Consider the following 16,690-nt stretch of genomic DNA (forward strand, 5'->3'; position numbering starts at 1 on the left):
ATCCTTGCACCGCGTGACCGTTCGATCCAGTAAGTGCACGCTTACGGTGTCGGCGCCGCCCGGCCCGCGGCCCGAGCACGGTGTCCGGTCTGTCACCATGGACGTATGAGTCGGCAAGCGCATCCGGAGGGGCGGCTCCCCCCGGGGCAGCGGCTCCAGCGGGGCTGGCCGGTCACGCACTACGGGCCCGTGCCCCGCTTCCGCCCCGAGCGCTGGGACTTCCGCGTCTTCGGCGCCACCGCGCACGGCGCGCGCCCGGTGTGGAACCACGACGAGTTCTCCGCGCTGCCGTACACCACCGTGGTCGCCGACTTCCACTGCGTCACCAAGTTCTCGATGACCGGCATGGAGTGGGGCGGGGTCTCCGCCGCCACCGTCGCCGAACTCGCGCCCCCGGCGGCCGACGTCACCCACGTCATGGTCTGGGCCGAGTACGGCTTCAGCTCCAACCTGCGGATCGAGGAGTTCCTCGACGACCTCACGATCTTCGCCACCCACCAGGGCGGCCAGCCCCTCACCGCCGAACACGGCTTCCCCGTCCGCCTCGTCGTGCCCCGCCTCTACGCCTGGAAGGGCCCCAAGTGGGTGCGCGGCATCGAGTACATGACGGCCGACCGCCGCGGTTTCTGGGAGGAACGGGGCTACCACAACCTCGCCGACCCCTGGCACGAACAGCGCTACTCCTTCCAGGAATCCCCGGGCGACGGCCCCGAACTCTGATCCCGGCTCACCCCGCCGGGCGCCCTAAAGGGGCGCGGGGAACGGCGCGACCAGCCAGAACGTACGAGTGGATCGCCACTGCCTGAAGGGGCAGACGCGGCCGTAAGGGGTCACTCCCCCCGAAGGGACTGGAGCAACTTCACGTCAGAAGCGTGCCCTTCAACTCCCCCCGGGGTCTCGATGACCAAGGGCACCCCGTCCGTCGCCGGATGGGCCAGAACCTCACGGAAGGCCTCCACCCCGATCCGCCCGGCACCAATATTCTCGTGGCGGTCGAGGTGCGCCCCGCACCCCGCCTTCGAGTCGTTCGCATGGATCAGCCGCAGCCGCCCCGCCCCCGCGGCCCCCTCGATCTCCGCGAACATCCGGTCCACCCCGCCGGGCGCCGCGATGTCGTGCCCGGCGGCGAACACATGGCAGGTGTCCAGGCACAGCCCGACCCGCGGATGCCGGTCCAGCGCGTCCAGATACGGCCCCAGGTCCTCCGCCAGCGAACACAGCGAGGACCCCTGCCCGGCGGTCGACTCCAGCAGCAGCCACGGGTCGTCGTCGTGCGTCAGCTCCTCCAGCAGCGGCCGCACCCGCTCCCGTACCTGCGCCAGCGCGGCCTCCCGGGGGCGGCCGCCGGTCGCGGAACCGGTGTGCACCACCACCCCGAGCGCCCCGATCCGCCGCCCCCGGCGCAGCGAGTGCCGCAGCGACGCCACCGAGCGGTCGACGGTCTCCGGCGTGTGCGAGCCGAAGTTGATCAGATACGGCGCGTGCACGTACGCGGGGATGTCCGCGTCGGCGCAGCGGGCGCGGAACTCCTCGTCCTGCGCCGGATCACCCGGGCCGGTCGCCCAGCCCCGGGGGTTGGCCACGAAGACCTGCACCGCCTCCGCGCCCAACTGCTCGGCGTAGCCCAGGCCCTTGGTGGCCAGGCCGCCCGCCACCGGCACGTGCGCGCCGACCGGATTGCGGCGGCGCCCGGGCGCGGTCTGCTCGTTCACTCGTCCGTCACCGGTCTTCACAGCTCGTCGTTCGGGTCGGTCAGGGCACCCAGGGTCGGTCAGCGCATCCAGAGTCGGTCAGCGCGCCCAGAGGGTGATCGTCGCGCCCTTGGGGGCCTGGCTGCCGCCGTCGGGGGACTGGCTGAACACGGTACCGCTGAAGAAGAGGTTGATCACCCGCACCTCGAAGCCGGCGGCGGTGAGGATCTTCTTCGCGTCGCCCGTCTTCTTCCCGGTCACGTCCGGCACCGGGAACTGCTGCTGGCCCTTGGAGACCGTGATCGTCACCGAGTCGCCCGCGGCGGCCTGGCCCCCGGCGCCCGGGGACTCCAGCGCGACCTTGTCCTTGTCGGCCACGTCGGAGAAGACCTTGCCCGGCGCGAGCACCACCTTCAGCCCGGCCGCCTCCAGGTCCTGCTGCGCGTCGGTGACCGACTCGCCGACCACGTCGGGGATGTCGACGGGGGCGCCGCGCGAGACGGTGATGGAGACGCGCTTGCCCGGGTCGGTCTGGGTGGTGCCCAGCGGGTCGGTGGACACGACGCGGCCGCGCGGCACGTCGTTGCTGTACGCCTGGGTGACCGTGCCCGGCACCAGGCCCGCGGCCTTGATCTCCTTGCGGGCGGTGGCCAGGTCGCGCCCGGCGACGTCGGGCACCCGGACGTGCTGGGGGCCCTTGGAGACCGTCAGGGTCACCGTGCCGTTGCCGCGGATGCGCCGGCCGGGGGAGGGGTCGGTGGCGATCACGCTGCCGCGCGGCACCGTCAGCGAGAAGCCCTGCTTCACCTTGCTGTCCAGCCCGGCCTGCTCGATCTTCTGCTCGGCCTTCGCCTGCGGCAGCGACAGCACACCGGGGACCGTCGTGAACTGGCCGTCGTTGATGTACCAGACGCCCGCGCCGACCCCGAGGACGACCAGCAGGGCGACGAGCACGGCGAGCGGGCCGCGGCGCGAGCGCGCCCACCCGGGTGCCGGGGCGGGGGGAGGGTCGTCCGGCGGCGGGGTGGGCAGCAGCAGGCGGGTGGTGCGGTCCGGGACCGCGCCGTCGGGCCGCGCCACCACGCTGGTGGGCTCCTCGGAACCGGGCGGCAGTACGGGCGGCACCTCGTCGGTGGGCACCTCGTCGGCGTGCACCTGGTCGGCGGGCTCGGGTGCCGCCGGTCCGGCCGGGCGCGCGTCCAGCTCCTCCGCGGTCAGCGCCGCCCGCGCCGTACGGGTCTCGGCGAGCAGTTCCACCGCGTCCGCCGGGCGCTGCTGCTGCGGGCGGGCGCAGGCCCGCGCCACCAGCGCGTCCAGCAGCGGCGGTACGGTCGGCACGACCGCGGAAGGCGGCGGCACGTCCTCGTTGACGTGCTGGTACATCACCTTCATCGGGGTGTCGCCGTCGTACGGCTTGCGGCCGGTCAGCATCTCGTAGAGCACCACGCCGCACGCGTACACGTCGGCCCGCTGGTCCACGGTGCCGTGGCCGATCTGCTCCGGCGCCAGGTACGACACGGTGCCCAGCACCACGCCCGTCGACGCGCTCGTCTTCGTGTCGATCGCCCGCACCAGGCCGAAGTCGGCGACCTTCACCCGGCCGTCGTCGCCGATCAGCACGTTCTCCGGCTTCATGTCCCGGTGCACCAGACCCGCGCGGTGCGCCGCGCCCAGCGCCGCGAGCACCGGTTCCATGATGTCCAGCGCCGCGTGGACCTGGAGCGCCCCGCGCTCCCTCAGCACGTCCCGCAGCGTGCAGCCCGCGACGTACTCCATCGCCAGGTACACGTACGTGCCGTCCGTGCCCTGGTCGAAGACGCCCACCACGTTCGGGTGCGCGAGCTTCGCGACCGCCTTCGCCTCGCGGATGAAGCGCTCCACGAACACCGCGTCGTCCGCGAGGCGCGGGTGCATCACCTTCAGGGCGAGTTCCCGGTCCAACCGGGTGTCCACGGCGCGGTAGACCGTCGCCATCCCGCCGACGGCGATGCGCTCCTCGACCAGATAGCGCCCGTCGAGCGTCTGCCCGACGAGCGGGTCCTCCACGCTGGTGTCCACGGCCACCGATTCTACGAGGCGGTTCGCACCCAACCGCGGGATCACGGCGCAATGTGTCCCACCCGTGCGGATTCGCTACGCGGTTGTAACCGTCTCCGTCCCCCTCCTCCCGCCCTGCGGGCCCCACGGCCCCCGCCGCGACGGTCCCGTCTCGCCCCCGGCTGCCGCCGTGTGGTGCGCTGGCCGCGCCGTTCCCCGCGCCCCTGTGGGGCGCTGGCTTCTTCCGTGGAGGGGCCGTGCGCTTCCCGCCGCGGGGGTTCTGTCTCGCCCCCGGCTGCCGCCGTGTGGTGCGCTGGCCGCGCCGTTCCCCGCGCCCCTGTGGGGCGCTGGCTTCTTTCGCGGGAGGGCCCGAGCAAAACCAGGGGCGCGGGGAACTGCGCGACCAGCCGGAGCGGGCCGTGAGGTGGACGGGGACGGGAGGGGGCAGTACGCAGGGGCGCGGGGGGAGGGCGGCGCCCTATGCGCGGGGGGCTGGGGGCGGCGCCCCCAGGGAGAGGGCGCCGTTCGAGGGGGTCGAAGCGAGGGCACCGTACCTGCGGGGGATACGCCCGGCCCGGTGGGCGAGCCGGCCGGCGGAAACGGCCTCCCGCATGGCCGCGGCCATGAGCACGGGCCGCTGCGCCCGGGTGACGGCGGACGCGAGCATGACGGCATCGCACCCGAGTTCCATGGCGAGCGCGGCGTCGGACGCGGTGCCGGCCCCGGCGTCGAGGATGACGGGCACGGACGCCCGCTCGACGATGAGCTGGAAGTTGTGCGGGTTGCGAATCCCGAGCCCGGAGCCGATCGGCGAGCCGAGCGGCATGACCGCCGCGCACCCGACATCCTCCAACTTGCGGGCGAGCACGGGGTCGTCGCTGGTGTACGGCAGCACCGTGAACCCGTCGTCCACCAACGTCTCAGCGGCGTCGAGGAGTTCGACCGGATCAGGCAGCAACGTCCGCTCGTCGGCGATCACTTCGAGCTTGACCCAGTCGGTGCCGAGCGCCTCCCGGGCGAGCCGCGCGGTGAGGACGGCCTCGCCCGCGGTGAAGCAGCCGGCCGTGTTCGGCAGGACACGAACCCCCAACCGGCTCAGCACGGACAGCACGGAACCCTTCGCGGTGGGGTCCAGCCGCCGCATCGCGACGGTCGTCAGCTCCGTACCGGAGGCGACGAGCGCCCGCTCCAGCACGTCGAGGCTCGGCGCCCCGCCGGTGCCCATGATCAGCCGGGACCCGAACACGGCGTCGCCGATCCGCAGCGGATCAGCCCCGTCAGGCGACGCGGACGGCGCGGCCTGCGCCGACGGTGTCGTGTGCAACGCTCAGCCCCCCTGGACCGCGGTGAGGATCTCCACCCGGTCGCCGTCGGCGAGCCGGGTCGCCGACCAGCGCGAGCGCGGCACCACCGCCTCGTTGAGCGCGGCGGCCACCCCGGTGGTCGCCGCGCCGTACCGGGCGACGAGCACACCGAGCGCGATCGGCTCCTCCAGAGCGCGCGGCTCCCCGTTGACGAGCACGCTGATCGTCATACCGTCTGCTCCTCACGTACGGCCGCGAACCGCCCGGCGGCGAACGGCTCGGCGTACCGCGGCAGCCGTCCGGTGTCCAGGACATGGCCGAGGACGTCCCCGGTGACGGGCGTGAGCAGCACCCCGTTGCGGTGGTGCCCGGTGGCCAGCAGCAGGCCGTCCAGGTGGGAGGGCCCGAGCAGGGGCGCGTTGTCCGGCGAGCCGGGCCGCAGCCCCGCGAGGGTCTCGGTGAGGGGGAGTTCGGTGATGCCGGGCACCAGGTCGTGCGCGTCCCGCAGCAGTTGGTAGACGCCGCCCGCGGTCACCGCGGTGTCCCAGCCGAACTCCTCGCTGGTCGCGCCGAGCACCAGTTCCCCGTTCTCCCGCGGCACCAGGTAGACATGGCTGCCGCGGACCACCGCACGGACCGTGCGGGACAGGAACGGCGCCCGCCCGGCCGGCATCCGCAGCCGCAGGATCTGCCCCTTCACCGGCCGCACCGGCGGCAGCGCGTCCGGCGGCAGCCCCGCCAGCCGGCCGCTCTCGCAGCCCGCGGCCAGCACGGTGCGCCCCGCCACCGCCCGGGTGCCGTCGGCGAGTTCGGCGCCGGTGACCCGGTCGCCCGCGCACAGCACCCGCGCCGCCTTCGCCCGTACGAACTCCACGCCCGCCGAGCACGCCGCCCGCAGCAGCGCCGCCGCCAGCCGCCGCGGATCGACCTGGTGGTCGCCGTCCACCCGCAGCCCGCCGCGCACCCCGGGGGCGAGCAGCGGCTCCAGCCGGCGGCAGTCCCGCCCGGTCAGCCACTGCGCGGCCAGCCCCAGCGAGGTCTGGAAGGCGTGCAGGTCGCGCAGGTCCGCCCGGTCGTCCGCGTCCAGCGCCACCGCGAGGGTGCCGCACGGCCGGTAGCCGGTGTCCAGACCGGTGGCGTCGGCCAACTCCGCGACCAGGTCCGGATAGCGCGCCGCCGACGCCAGGTTCAGGTCGAGCAGCGTCTGCTCGCCGTACTGCAACTCCGTGACCGCGGCGAGCATCCCCGCCGCGACATGGGCGGCGCCGCCGCCGGGGGACGGGTCGGCCACCACCGTCGACAGCCCGCGCTGGGCGGCGCGCCACGCCGTCACCAGGCCGATGATGCCGCCCCCCACGACGAGGACGTCCGCTGTTCGGGTACGCATGAGTCTCGGCTGCTCCCTTCGCCGGCATGACCCGGATCAGGTTCGTACGGTCGGCGGCCGGCCAGCCGCCCTCTCAGCCCGGTGCGTCCGGGCTCCCGCGAATTCGCTTCCGGTCAGCTTAACCGAGGGCCCGCCGGCGGGCGCCGCCGCGTCCACCGCGGTGACCGGGCCGCCCCGACCCCCGCCCCGGCGCGGCCCCGACGCGCTAACGTGTCCCGGTGAGCGAGCGTCACGCAGTGATCGTGGGGGCCGGCATGGCCGGCGTGCAGACGGCCGTCGAGCTGCGGCAGCAGGGCTGGCGCGGCCGGATCACCCTGCTGGGGGACGAGCCCCACCCGCCGTACGACCGCCCCCCGTTGTCGAAGGCGGTGCTGCTGGGCGCGGAGGGCGGCGCCCTGGCCGACGTGCGGTTCGACGTCGACTTCGCCGCCTTGGAGGTGGACCTGCGGCTGGGCGTGCACGCGCAGGCGCTGCGCGCCGCGGCACGCCAACTCGTCACCGACGCGGGCCTGGTGGCCTATGACGCGCTCGTCCTGGCCACCGGCGCCTACCCGGTGGCGCTGCCCGGCACCGCCGGCCGCCCCGGCGTCCACCCGCTGCGCACCCTGGACGACGCCGCCGCGCTGCGCCCGGTCCTGGAGCGGCGCGAGCACGTCGTGGTGGTCGGCGCCGGCTGGATCGGCGCGGAGTTCGCGACCGCGGCCCGCAAGGCCGGCTGCGAGGTGACGGTGGTCGAAGCCGCCGACCGCCCGCTGTCCGGTGTGCTGCCCGCGTCCGTCACCGCGCACATGACCGGCTGGTACGACGAGGCCGGCGTGACCCTGCTGACCGGCACCACCGTGGCCGAGGCCGCGGCGGGCGGGGTGGTGCTCGCCGACGGCAGCCGCCTGGCGGCCGGCGCCGTGGTGGTCGGGATCGGCGCCCGCCCCGCCACCGGCTGGCTGGCCGGCTCCGGGGTCACCCTGGACCCCCAGGGCGCGGTGCGCGCCGACGAGCGGCTGCGGGCCACCGCACCCGACGTGTACGCGGTCGGCGACTGCGCGTCCTTCCCCTCCGCCCGCTACCACCGGCGGCTGCTCGTCCACCACTGGGACAACGCGGTCCAGGGCCCGCGCACCGCCGCCGCGAACCTGCTCGGCGGCGAGGAGGCGTACGACCCGGTGCCGTACTTCTGGTCCGAGCAGTTCGGGCGGTTCGTGCAGTACGCCGGGTTCCACCGGGACGAGGACACGATGGTCAGCCGCGGCGACCCGTCCGGCGACTCCTGGTCGGTGCTGTGGCTGCGCCGCGGCGTGCTGGTGGCGGTGCTCGCGGTGGGGCGGCCCCGGGACATGGCGCAGGGCCGCAAGCTGATCACCCAGGGTGCCGAGCCGGACCCGGCGCTCGCCGCGGACCCGGCGGTGCCGCTCAAGGCCGCGGTGCCGCATTGACGCCTGCCGCGGGGGCGCGGGGGCGCGGGGGACACCGTGACGGCTCAGCGGTGGGGGCGATTGTCAGCCGCAGGTGGCAGGCTTGTCCCGTGACTGCTTACTCGTCGGTTGACGCGCACATTGACGCTCTCGTCCCCTCCTGGCTCACCCTGCCCGAGGTCGCGGAGCGGCTCGGCCTCGAAGTGACCCGTATCCGGCCGCTGATCAAGGAAGGGCAGCTCATCGCGGTCCGGCGCGGGGAGAACAAGGTGCTGATGGTGCCGAGCGACTTCATCGGAGACGGCAAGATCGTGAAGGGCCTGCCCGGCACCCTGACCCTCCTGAAGGACGACGGGTTCACGGACGACGAGGCCCTGGAGTGGCTCTTCACGCCCGACCCGACCCTGCCCGGCACCCCCGCCAACGCGCTGCGCGAGAATCGCGGGACCGAGGTGAAGCGCCGCGCGCAGGCGCTCGCCGTGTAGCCCGCGCCCTGCCGGGGCCGCCGGCCGCCGCCCGTACCGCACCCGCGGACGTGCGCGGCGGCGGCCCGCACCGGGGCGCACCGACCCCGGGAGCCCGCGATGCCCACCCCGACCGCGTCCGACCGCCTCGCCGCCGCCCGGCTCTACCTGTGCACCGACGCGCGCACCGGCCGCGGCGACCTCGCCGCGTTCGCGGACGCCGCACTGCGCGGCGGGGTGGACATCATCCAGCTCCGCGACAAGGGCATCGAGGCCCGCCAGGAACTGGCCGCGCTGGAGATCCTCCGCGACGCCTGCCGCCGCCACGGCAAGCTCCTCGCCGTCAACGACCGCGCCGACGTCGCCCACGCCGCCCGCGCCGACATCCTCCACCTCGGCCAGGACGACCTGCCGGTCCCCGCCGCCCGCGCGATCCTCGGCCCCGACGTCCTCATCGGCCGCTCCTGCCACACCGCCGCGGAGGTCGACGCCGCCGCCGTCCAGCCCGGCGTCGACTACTTCTGCACCGGGCCGGTCTGGCCGACCCCCACGAAGCCCGGGCGCCCCGCACCCGGGCTCGACCTCGTCCGCCACGCCGCCGCGCTCCGCCCGGCCCGGCCCTGGTTCGCGATCGGCGGGATCGACGCCACCACCCTCCCCGACGTCCTCGCCGCCGGCGCCCCCCGCATCGTCGTCGTCCGCGCGATCACCGGTTCCCCCGCCCCCCACGAAGCCGCGGCCGCCCTGAGCCGCACGATCCGCTGCACGGTGCCCGACAGGGGCGCGGGGAACTGCGCGAGCAACCAGCTTCCGGCCGGTGGTCCGGACACGACAGCAACAGCCCCTTCGGGCCGGTGACGACCTGCACCACGGAACAGGGCTGGTCGCGCAGTTCCCCGCGCCCCTGTCCGGCACCGTTCTCCGCGGCAGCGGCCCCCCGGGAGTGGCTGGACGCACTAACGTGTGGTGGCCGCCACACGTTAGCCTGCTGACATGGCCTTGGGGACTTCATCCACACGTACGGACCGCGCGACCACGATCCGTGAGCTGCTCGCGTCCGGCCACCGCTCCTACTCCTTCGAGTTCGCCGCGCCGCGTACGGAGAAGGGCGAGCGCACGCTGTGGAACGCGATCCGGCGGATCGAAGCCGTCCGTCCGACGTTCGTGTCGGTCACCTACGGCGCCGGCGGCTCCTCGCGGGAGGGCACCGTACGGGCCACCGACCGCATCGTGTCGGACACCACGCTGACCCCGTGCGCCCACCTGACCGCGGTGAACCACTCGGTCGCCGAACTGCGCAACATCATCGGCCAGTACGCCGACGCCGGCATCCGCAACATCCTCGCGGTGCGCGGCGACCCGCCCGGCGACCCGATGGGCGAGTGGGTGGCGCACCCGCAGGGCCTGACGTACGCGGCCGAGCTGGTGCAGCTGGTCAAGGAGTCCGGGGACTTCTGCGTCGGCGTCGCGGCGTTCACCGAGATGCACCCGCGCTCGACGGACCCGGTGGAGGACACCCGGCACTTCCTCGACAAGTGCCGGGCGGGCGCGGACTTCGCGATCACCCAGATGTTCTTCGACCCCGAGGCGTACCTGCGGCTGCGCGACCGGGTGGACAGCGCGGGCTGCACGGTGCCGGTGATCCCCGAGGTGATGCCCGTCACGAACGTCCGGCAGATCGAGCGCTTCTCGCAGCTCGGCAACGCGCCCTTCCCTCCTGAGCTGGCCGAACGCATCCTCGCGGTGCAGGACGACCCGGCGGAGGTGCGGAAGATCGGCATCGAGTTCACCACGCGGATGTGCCGGCGCCTCATGGACGAGGACATCCCGGGGCTCCACTTCATTACTCTTAACCACTCCACCGCATCGCTGGAGATCTACGAGAACCTCGGGCTGCACCAGCGGGCGGCGTGACCGCGGGCGACCGCCCCTAGGTGAGGAAGTGGGCACATGGGCTACTCGGTGCTCTACATCGCGTTCGGCATCGTCGCGCTGTGGCTGCTGGGCGAGGTGCTGCTCCAGTACAAGGCCCGGCTGCGGTGGCGGGTGCTGGCCTTCGCCGGCTTCCTCGGCCTGGTGGTGGGGGTCGCCGACCGCAGCATCGTGCTCATCCTGCTGGGCGCGGTCGCCTTCGGCGCCGGGCAGAGCATGGTCACGCTCTCCTACAAGCGCGGCTTCTCCGCCGGCTGGGCGATAGGCGGCCGCCCCAGCTCCAGCCGGCGCCGCAGGTCGGCGGGGGCCCGCCCGGCCGAACCGGTGCTGGCGGTCGGCCCGATCGAGCCGGACACCCCCGACGGGGCCCAACCGGACGTCTCCGCCGAGCAGTTGGCGGGGATGGGCGCCACCGCGGTGCACGACTTCCCGCCGGTGCCCGGCGACGGCCAGGACGGCTACGGCGCCGAGCAGGCCGTCTACCAGCCGGTTCCGCTGCCCGACGACAGCGGCGAGTACCCGCTCTTCGACGGCCAGTCGACGTACACCCCCGACCCGTACACCAGCGGCGGTTACGAGGGGTACGGCGCGCAGGGCTACCAGAGCTGGACCGGCTACGAGCAGCAGCCGTCCTGGGAGCAGGGCTCCCCACACGGCCCCCAGCAGGACGCGCAGCAGGGTGCCGGCCAGGACGGCGGCGGCTACCAGGAGCAGCCCGCGGCGGCCGCCGCCTCGTACGGCTACGACCCGGACGAGCAGGACGTGTTCGGCAACTCCCGCGCCACCGACGGCGACAGCTACGGCGCCGGGTACGGCAGCGGCGGGGACTGGCAGTTCGCGCAGTCCTCCCCGCAGCAGCCCGCGGCGGAGCCGTACGGCGACTACGGCTACGGCGGCCAGCAGCAGTACGGGCCGCAGGGCTACGGCCAGCAGCCCTACGACCCGCAGCCTTACGAGGCCCCGCAGCCCTACGATCCCCCCCAGCCTTACGACCAGCAGCAGGCGTACATCCCGCAGCAGCCGCAGCAGCCGCCGTACGAGCAGCCGCAGCCGCAGCAGCAGGAGTACGCCGACCCCTACGACCCGTACCGCTACTGACCGGCCGTGCGGGCGGCGGTCAGTGCCCGCCCAGCAGGGACGTCAGCCGGGCCGCGGACAGGCCCGGGCCCGAGGGGATCGTCCACGCGCTCCACGGGTGCCGCACGGCCGCCGCGGCCGGGGCGTGCGGATGGTGGCGCACCAGGGCCTCATCGGTGTAGCGGGCGCACCCTTCGTGCCAGGTGAGGATGCCGGCCATCCAGTCCCGCAGCTCCCGCACATAGCGGAGCAGCATCTCGCGCCCCGGCTCGTCGAGGTCGAACTCGGTGAAGAGCGAAGGGAGTTGGTGCTCGGTGATGTGCTGGAACTCCGCCATGCGGGCGGCCATCAGGTCCCCGACGACGTCCATCGCCTGCTGCGGGCCGCAGTCCAGGAAGTTCTGCACCACCAGTACCGCGTTGTGCAGGTCGCCCTCGAACTCGATCTCCTTGCGGTAGGAGAACACGTCGTTGAGCAGGCAGGCGAAGTCCTGGGCGGCGACCTCCATGCCGTGCACCGGCCGGGAGCGGTAGACCTCGTCCGGCAGCGTGTCGCCGTGGCCGATCCGGGTCAGGCTCATCGTCAGGTCCGAGCCGAAGGTCTTGCGGCGCATCTCGATGTAGTCCACCGGGTCCGGCACCCGGTTCAGCCGCTGGTTGGCCAGCTCCCACAGCCAGCTCGCGCACATGTCCTCGATCGAGGCGCGGAAGCGCCGCCGCTCGGCCGGGGCCATCGGGCCCGCGGTGCGCCGCCACAGGTCGGCGAGCGAGCGCTCCAGCGCGGTCAGCGGCGGCGGCACCGCGCCCGCGTCCAGCGGCATGAACAGCTTGAAGCGCTCGGTGGTGATCCGGGCCGCCGCCAGGTCGCCGGAGCGGCCGAAGACCACCGGGTAGTAGTCGTCGCCGTAGGTGCCCCAGGTCAGCCAGTCCGTGACCAGGTCCAACTGCTCGGGCGACGCGGCAGGATGGATGCCCGCCGCGCACAGCGCGAAGTCGTAGTCGGCCAGTTGCCCCGCGTTCCACAGGCCCTCCGGCAGCGGGCCGCCCGGCTCGGGATCCAGCAGGCCCATCCGGCGGCTCCAGGCCGCGTTGTGCGCCCGGGCGGCGTCCAGGTGCGGGCTGAGCGTCGTGGCGAACGGCATCGGCACCGCGGGCAGCCGCAGGCGGCCGACCGGCCGGAAGGGCGCGTGGCCGTAGGCGCGGGCGCGCTGCGGCAGCGTCCCGGCGAGCGAGGCGGCGATCTGTGCGGCCGAGGTGCCCAGGCCGGTCGGCCCGCCGAGCGCGCCCACCGCCCGCGACGCGCTGTCCGCGCCGTTCATGTAGCGGCTGGAGCGCAGATGCCACTCATGGCCGCCGGACTGCCAGTCCTGCAACCCCTTCACATAGCCGAACACCGCCAGCCGCTGCGCCGGGTCGAGCCCGAACTCCTCGAAGAGCGGCTCCACTTCGGTCAGCGCGGTGTGCTCGAACTGGTGCAGCCGCGAGGTCAGCAGGTCGTTCACCGCGTCGGCGGCCTCCTGCGGGGCGAGATCGAGGAAGCGCTCCAGCACCAGCACGGCGTTGGACAGCTCGCCCTCGTCCTCGATCTCCCGCTGGTAGGAGAACAGGTCGTTGCGCAGGTGCACCGCGTCCGCGAAGCAGTCGCGCAGCACCCGCATCGGGCGGCTGGCCGCGATCACGTCGGGCACCTCGGCGCCCGCCGCGTGCTCGATCAGGTTCGCCGACCACGGCGCCCCGCCGACCTTGCGGCGCATCTCGATGTACTCGATCGGGTTCGCCACCCGTCCGGCGCTGATGTTCGACAGCTCCCACAGCGACTCCTCCAGCAGGTGCCGGGTGCTCTCGTGGAACCGCCGCCGGTAGCCCTCCGACATCTGCGGCACCGTCCGCCGCCACAGGTCGGCCAGGCCCGCCTCCACCTGGTTCGTCGGCTCCGGGACCTCCTGCGCGAGGTCCACCGGCATGAAGGCGGGCAGCCGGTCCAGGTACGCCTTCGCACCCGCCATGTCCGGGGTGCGCTTGAAGATGTCCAGGAAGTGGTCGTCGAAGAAGAACACCCACACGTACCAGTCCGTGACGAGGTCCAACTCCGGCCCCGGCGCGTCCGGGTGGGTGTACGCGCACAGCAGGGCGTAGTCGTGCGCGTCGAAGTCCGACTCCGCCCAGACGCCCGAGCCCTCGATCATCGCCATCCGCCGGGCCCACTCCTTCGAGTGCTCCCGGGCGCTTTCGAGGTGCGGGTTCAACCGCGCCGGGTACGGCACGTAGAACGCGGGCAGTACGAAGGGCTGCGGCATCCTGGGTAAGACCTTCCGCTCAACCGATGACCGGTACAGCGCTCACGCTAGGTCGGCCCCGGTCGGCCCGGTGAGCCGCCAACGCCCTTTTCCGCCCGATGGGTTGAATTCCGCGGCCGGGCGATTAACGATCTTGCGCCCGGTTCCGCGGACGTCAGCGGCTGCCGCCCGGGCCCCCGGCGACCAGGTCGGCCACGATCGCGGCGGACATGCCCGCGTGCGGCAGCCCGCCGCCCGGGTGCGCCCAACCTCCCAGGAAGTACAGCCCCTTCACCGGCGTCCGGTTCGGCGGGCGCAGCAGGGTGCCGCCCGCGCCGGGCAGCGAGGGGACCGGCACGCTGCCGCCCGCCGCGCCCGTCGCCCGCTCCACGTCCAGCGGGGTGCGGACCTCCCGCCACAACTCCCGCTCCCGCAGGCCCGGTACGGCCCGCTCCGCGACCTGGAGCAGCCGATCGGCGAACGCGTCCGCGAACCCGCCTTCCGACCAGTCCACTCCGGCGCCCCCGCCGGAGCTGTGCCGCGGCACCGTCGCCGTCACGGTCACCGCCTCGTGCCCGTCGTCCGGGCGCAGCGCCGGGTCGTCGGGCCGCAGCACCGCGACCGTCAGCGCGTCCACCGGCGGCACCCCGGCCCGGCGCCGCCCGAACACCCACTCCAGCGCCGCTCCCCGGTCCGCGGCGTGCACGACCGTACGGTGCGCCGTACCGGCCGGACGCGAGCCCCGCAGCGCCACGTGCACCGTGCAGCGCCCCGGCTCGCCCCGCGCCCCCGTCAGCGGCGCCGCGGCCTGCGGCAGGCTCTCCTGCGGCAGGTACGGCACCGGCACCGAGGCGGCCACCACGTCCGCGTCGGCCACCTCGCCGTCCGCGAAGCGCAGCCCGCGCACCACGCCGCCGCGCACCTCCACCCCCGCCACCTCGCGGCCGAAGCGGAACTCCACCCTGCGGGCGCGGCACCGCGCGTACAGCGCGTCCGCCAGCGCGCGCAGCCCGCCGCGGACGTACCAGACGCCGAACGACTGCTCCAGGTACGGCAGCACCGCCGCCGCGGCCGGCGCCGTCCGCGGGTCCAGCCCGTACCCCAGGGCGTACCACTCCAGCAGCGCCGCCGCCCGCACATCGCCGCCCAACTCCCGCGCCGCCACGTCCGCCAGGGACGGCGACCGCCGCAACAGGCCCCTCCTGCGCCCCGGGTACGGGTCCTTCGCCAGCGGCCCCGGGTCCGCGACCGGCTCCTCCAGCAGCGGCCGCCGCACGCCCTCCCACACCTCGCGGGCCCGGACCAGCACATCGCTCCAGCGCTCACCGCTGCCCGCGCCGAACGCCGCGTCCAGCGCCTCGATCACGCCCGAGCGGGAGGCGTTCGGCAGCGCCACGTCCGTGCCGTCGGCGAACACGTGCCGCGCCGCGGGGTCGGTCTGCACCAGCTCGACGCACTTCTCCAGCGGCTCCCGGCCTGTCTTCACGAACAGGTCGCGGTACACCGCGGGCAGCACCAGCACGCCCGGGCCCGTGTCGAACGCGAAGCCCTCCCGCCGCAGCGCCCCCACCGCGCCCCCGTACGTCTCCCCGCGCTCGTACACCACGACCTCGTGCCCGCCCGCACCCAGCCGCGCCGCCACCGCCATCGCGGCCATCCCCGCGCCCACCACCGCAATCCGTCCCATCCCGCGAGCGTATCCACTCCGTGGGCCCCCTTCTCCCCCCGGGCGCCCCCGCCCCGTCGTCCCCGGGACCACCCCCCGGTGGACGGCCGCCCGCGCCGTTCCCCGCGCCCCTGGGTACCCCTCGGGCCTCCCGTCCACCTCCCCCGCCCCGCCGCTGCGGTTGCGCCCGTTCCCGGCCCCCCGCCGGTGGCCGGTTGCGCGCGCCGTTCCCCGCGCCCCTGGGTCACTGCGGCTCCTCCGTGCGGAAGCCCCGAGGTGGTCCAGGGGCGCGGGGAACTGCGCGACCAGCCACGACGGCGCTGCACGCAACCCACCCACGCACACTGCAACGGCGAGAGGCGGGAGGAGGACGGAAGGCCAGAAGCAACCCAGGGCGCGGGGAACTGCGCGACCAGCCCCCACCGGCAGGTGGTCCCGGGGCGGACGGGGCGGGGCAGGTACGTGGGGGGTACCTAGGTAGAGGGATGAGTACCTGTACGGATGGCCCGGCCGAGCGCAGCGGGAAGAGTTGGGGTCGCGGGAGGGGCGCGGCCGGGGCCGCCGACACGGGGCGGCGGAAACGGTCCCGCGCCCCCAGACCCGCAACGGGGGTTGGCCCGCGGATCACCGAGTGGTTCGGTGCGCCGCGGCGCCGCCCACCCGCCCCTGGAGCAGCTGCGAGAGCGTCGCGTGGACGTCGTCGAGACTCCGCTCGGGCTGGAACGCCTGCCAGTCCAGGGCGGCGACGAGCACCATGCCGAAGAGCGCGGACGCGGTCAGGGGCACGTCGATCTCGTCGCTGACCTCACCGCGCTGCACCGCCTCGCCGAGCACCTGCTCGACGACGGCGACCGCTTCCTGGCGCACCGTCATCAGGGTGTCCTGCCAGGTCCGGTTGGTCCGCCACAGCTCGGCGACGTAGAGCTGGGTGAAGGACGGGTAGCGGACGATGAAGGCCAGACCGGACCGGATCATCGCGTTGAGCGCGTCGACCCGGGTGCCGCCGCGCGAAGCCGTCTCACCGGCGGCGCGCCGCAGGGACACCGTGAGCAGCCCGACGCCGTGCCGCAGCAACTCCTCGAACAGCACGTTCTTGCTGGCGAAGTTGTAGTAGACGGTCCCCTTCGCGACGCCGGCCCGCTCGGCGATCTCGTCGACCGTGGTGGCGGAGAAACCCTGCTCGGCGATGAGGGTGACGGCGGCCTCGAAGAGCCTCTGCCGGGTTGCCTGGCGTCGTGCGGAGGAGGTCATGGCCCCGATTCTGCCCGCACCGCGACCGCGGTTCTTCCACCCGGCGGGGCCCACCGGACCCGGGATACGCGCGTAGCGCGGCACGTCCGTGCAGGTCAGAGCCGATTGTCAGTGGTGGCGCCGATGATGGGAACCGATCGGGAAGCAGGAGGAAGCAGCAGGCAGCTACGGAGAGAAGGAGGCTCGCCATGGCCGTA

At 74.3% G+C, this 16,690-nt stretch carries 14 protein-coding genes and 1 riboswitch; of the genes, 6 read left to right on the forward strand and 8 right to left on the reverse strand.

Annotated elements, in window-relative coordinates; genetic code table 11:
• Positions 1-105 precede the first annotated feature (105 nt).
• Positions 106-720 carry a sulfite oxidase-like oxidoreductase gene (locus AC3ERT_RS06405; protein ID WP_335973932.1) on the forward strand — a complete coding sequence of 205 codons (615 nt, stop codon included), beginning with the start codon at positions 106-108 and terminating at the stop codon, positions 718-720.
• Positions 721-830: 110 nt separating this feature from the next.
• On the opposite strand, the gene AC3ERT_RS06410 is transcribed toward AC3ERT_RS06405, so the two are convergent.
• The 5 genes from AC3ERT_RS06410 to thiO form a co-directional block, all read right to left on the reverse strand.
• Complete coding sequence (locus AC3ERT_RS06410) at positions 831-1,712, reverse strand: deoxyribonuclease IV (protein ID WP_435133219.1); 882 nt, start codon at positions 1,710-1,712, stop codon at positions 831-833.
• 78 nt (positions 1,713-1,790) lie between these two features.
• A complete protein-coding gene (gene pknB / locus AC3ERT_RS06415; RefSeq protein WP_435133217.1) occupies positions 1,791-3,749 on the reverse strand; it encodes a Stk1 family PASTA domain-containing Ser/Thr kinase in 1,959 nt (652 codons plus the stop codon).
• Positions 3,750-4,206: 457 nt separating this feature from the next.
• Entirely contained in the window at positions 4,207-5,052 is an 846-nt protein-coding gene (locus AC3ERT_RS06420; RefSeq protein WP_335973924.1) for a thiazole synthase, read from the reverse strand.
• Between the two features lie 3 nt (positions 5,053-5,055).
• A complete protein-coding gene (gene thiS / locus AC3ERT_RS06425) occupies positions 5,056-5,262 on the reverse strand; it encodes a sulfur carrier protein ThiS (RefSeq protein WP_435173119.1) in 207 nt (68 codons plus the stop codon).
• On the reverse strand, positions 5,259-6,419 hold the full coding sequence (gene thiO, locus AC3ERT_RS06430) for a glycine oxidase ThiO (RefSeq protein WP_435133210.1): 1,161 nt from the start codon (positions 6,417-6,419) through the stop codon (positions 5,259-5,261). Before thiO ends, thiS begins: the two co-directional genes overlap by 4 nt.
• Positions 6,416-6,528, reverse strand: a riboswitch (TPP riboswitch). It overlaps the preceding gene by 4 nt.
• 109 nt (positions 6,529-6,637) lie before the next feature.
• Between thiO and AC3ERT_RS06435 the strand changes: the two genes are divergently transcribed.
• From AC3ERT_RS06435 to AC3ERT_RS06455, 5 genes are all read left to right on the forward strand, one after another.
• The gene (locus AC3ERT_RS06435) at positions 6,638-7,849 is read left to right on the forward strand and encodes an NAD(P)/FAD-dependent oxidoreductase (protein WP_435173121.1); all 1,212 of its coding nucleotides are present in this window, start codon (positions 6,638-6,640) and stop codon (positions 7,847-7,849) included.
• Positions 7,850-7,938: 89 nt separating this feature from the next.
• Complete coding sequence (locus AC3ERT_RS06440) at positions 7,939-8,313, forward strand: Rv2175c family DNA-binding protein (protein ID WP_335973908.1); 375 nt, start codon at positions 7,939-7,941, stop codon at positions 8,311-8,313.
• A gap of 99 nt (positions 8,314-8,412) precedes the next feature.
• Entirely contained in the window at positions 8,413-9,150 is a 738-nt protein-coding gene (thiE, locus tag AC3ERT_RS06445; RefSeq protein ID WP_435173122.1) for a thiamine phosphate synthase, read from the forward strand.
• 135 nt (positions 9,151-9,285) lie between these two features.
• Positions 9,286-10,206: a methylenetetrahydrofolate reductase [NAD(P)H] gene (gene metF / locus AC3ERT_RS06450; RefSeq protein WP_435173124.1), complete on the forward strand. Its 921-nt coding sequence runs from the start codon at positions 9,286-9,288 to the stop codon at positions 10,204-10,206.
• 36 nt (positions 10,207-10,242) lie between these two features.
• Complete coding sequence (locus AC3ERT_RS06455) at positions 10,243-11,322, forward strand: hypothetical protein (RefSeq protein WP_435133199.1); 1,080 nt, start codon at positions 10,243-10,245, stop codon at positions 11,320-11,322.
• A gap of 19 nt (positions 11,323-11,341) precedes the next feature.
• Here AC3ERT_RS06455 and AC3ERT_RS06460 read toward each other — a convergent pair whose 3' ends face one another.
• The 3 genes from AC3ERT_RS06460 to AC3ERT_RS06470 form a co-directional block, all read right to left on the reverse strand.
• Positions 11,342-13,597 carry a terpene synthase family protein gene (locus AC3ERT_RS06460; protein WP_435173125.1) on the reverse strand — a complete coding sequence of 752 codons (2,256 nt, stop codon included), beginning with the start codon at positions 13,595-13,597 and terminating at the stop codon, positions 11,342-11,344.
• A gap of 154 nt (positions 13,598-13,751) precedes the next feature.
• Positions 13,752-15,263, reverse strand: coding sequence for a phytoene desaturase family protein (locus tag AC3ERT_RS06465; protein ID WP_435173126.1), 1,512 nt, complete (start codon positions 15,261-15,263; stop codon positions 13,752-13,754).
• A gap of 603 nt (positions 15,264-15,866) precedes the next feature.
• Entirely contained in the window at positions 15,867-16,493 is a 627-nt protein-coding gene (locus AC3ERT_RS06470) for a TetR/AcrR family transcriptional regulator (RefSeq protein WP_335973887.1), read from the reverse strand.
• Between the last annotated feature and the right edge of the window lie 197 nt (positions 16,494-16,690).

The organism is Actinacidiphila sp. bgisy145 (assembly GCF_057708125.1).

Bases quoted from the DNA above. Each gene is read 5' to 3' on its own strand.
- AC3ERT_RS06405 (WP_335973932.1), top strand. From the start codon at position 106: ATGAGTCGGCAAGCGCATCCGGAGGGGCGGCTCCCCCCGGGGCAGCGG.
- thiS (WP_435173119.1), bottom strand. From the start codon at position 5,262: ATGACGATCAGCGTGCTCGTCAACGGGGAGCCGCGCGCTCTGGAGGAG.
- thiO (WP_435133210.1), bottom strand. From the start codon at position 6,419: ATGCGTACCCGAACAGCGGACGTCCTCGTCGTGGGGGGCGGCATCATC.
- thiE (WP_435173122.1), top strand. From the start codon at position 8,413: ATGCCCACCCCGACCGCGTCCGACCGCCTCGCCGCCGCCCGGCTCTAC.
- metF (WP_435173124.1), top strand. From the start codon at position 9,286: ATGGCCTTGGGGACTTCATCCACACGTACGGACCGCGCGACCACGATC.
- AC3ERT_RS06455 (WP_435133199.1), top strand. From the start codon at position 10,243: ATGGGCTACTCGGTGCTCTACATCGCGTTCGGCATCGTCGCGCTGTGG.
- AC3ERT_RS06460 (WP_435173125.1), bottom strand. From the start codon at position 13,597: ATGCCGCAGCCCTTCGTACTGCCCGCGTTCTACGTGCCGTACCCGGCG.
- AC3ERT_RS06465 (WP_435173126.1), bottom strand. From the start codon at position 15,263: ATGGGACGGATTGCGGTGGTGGGCGCGGGGATGGCCGCGATGGCGGTG.
- AC3ERT_RS06470 (WP_335973887.1), bottom strand. From the start codon at position 16,493: ATGACCTCCTCCGCACGACGCCAGGCAACCCGGCAGAGGCTCTTCGAG.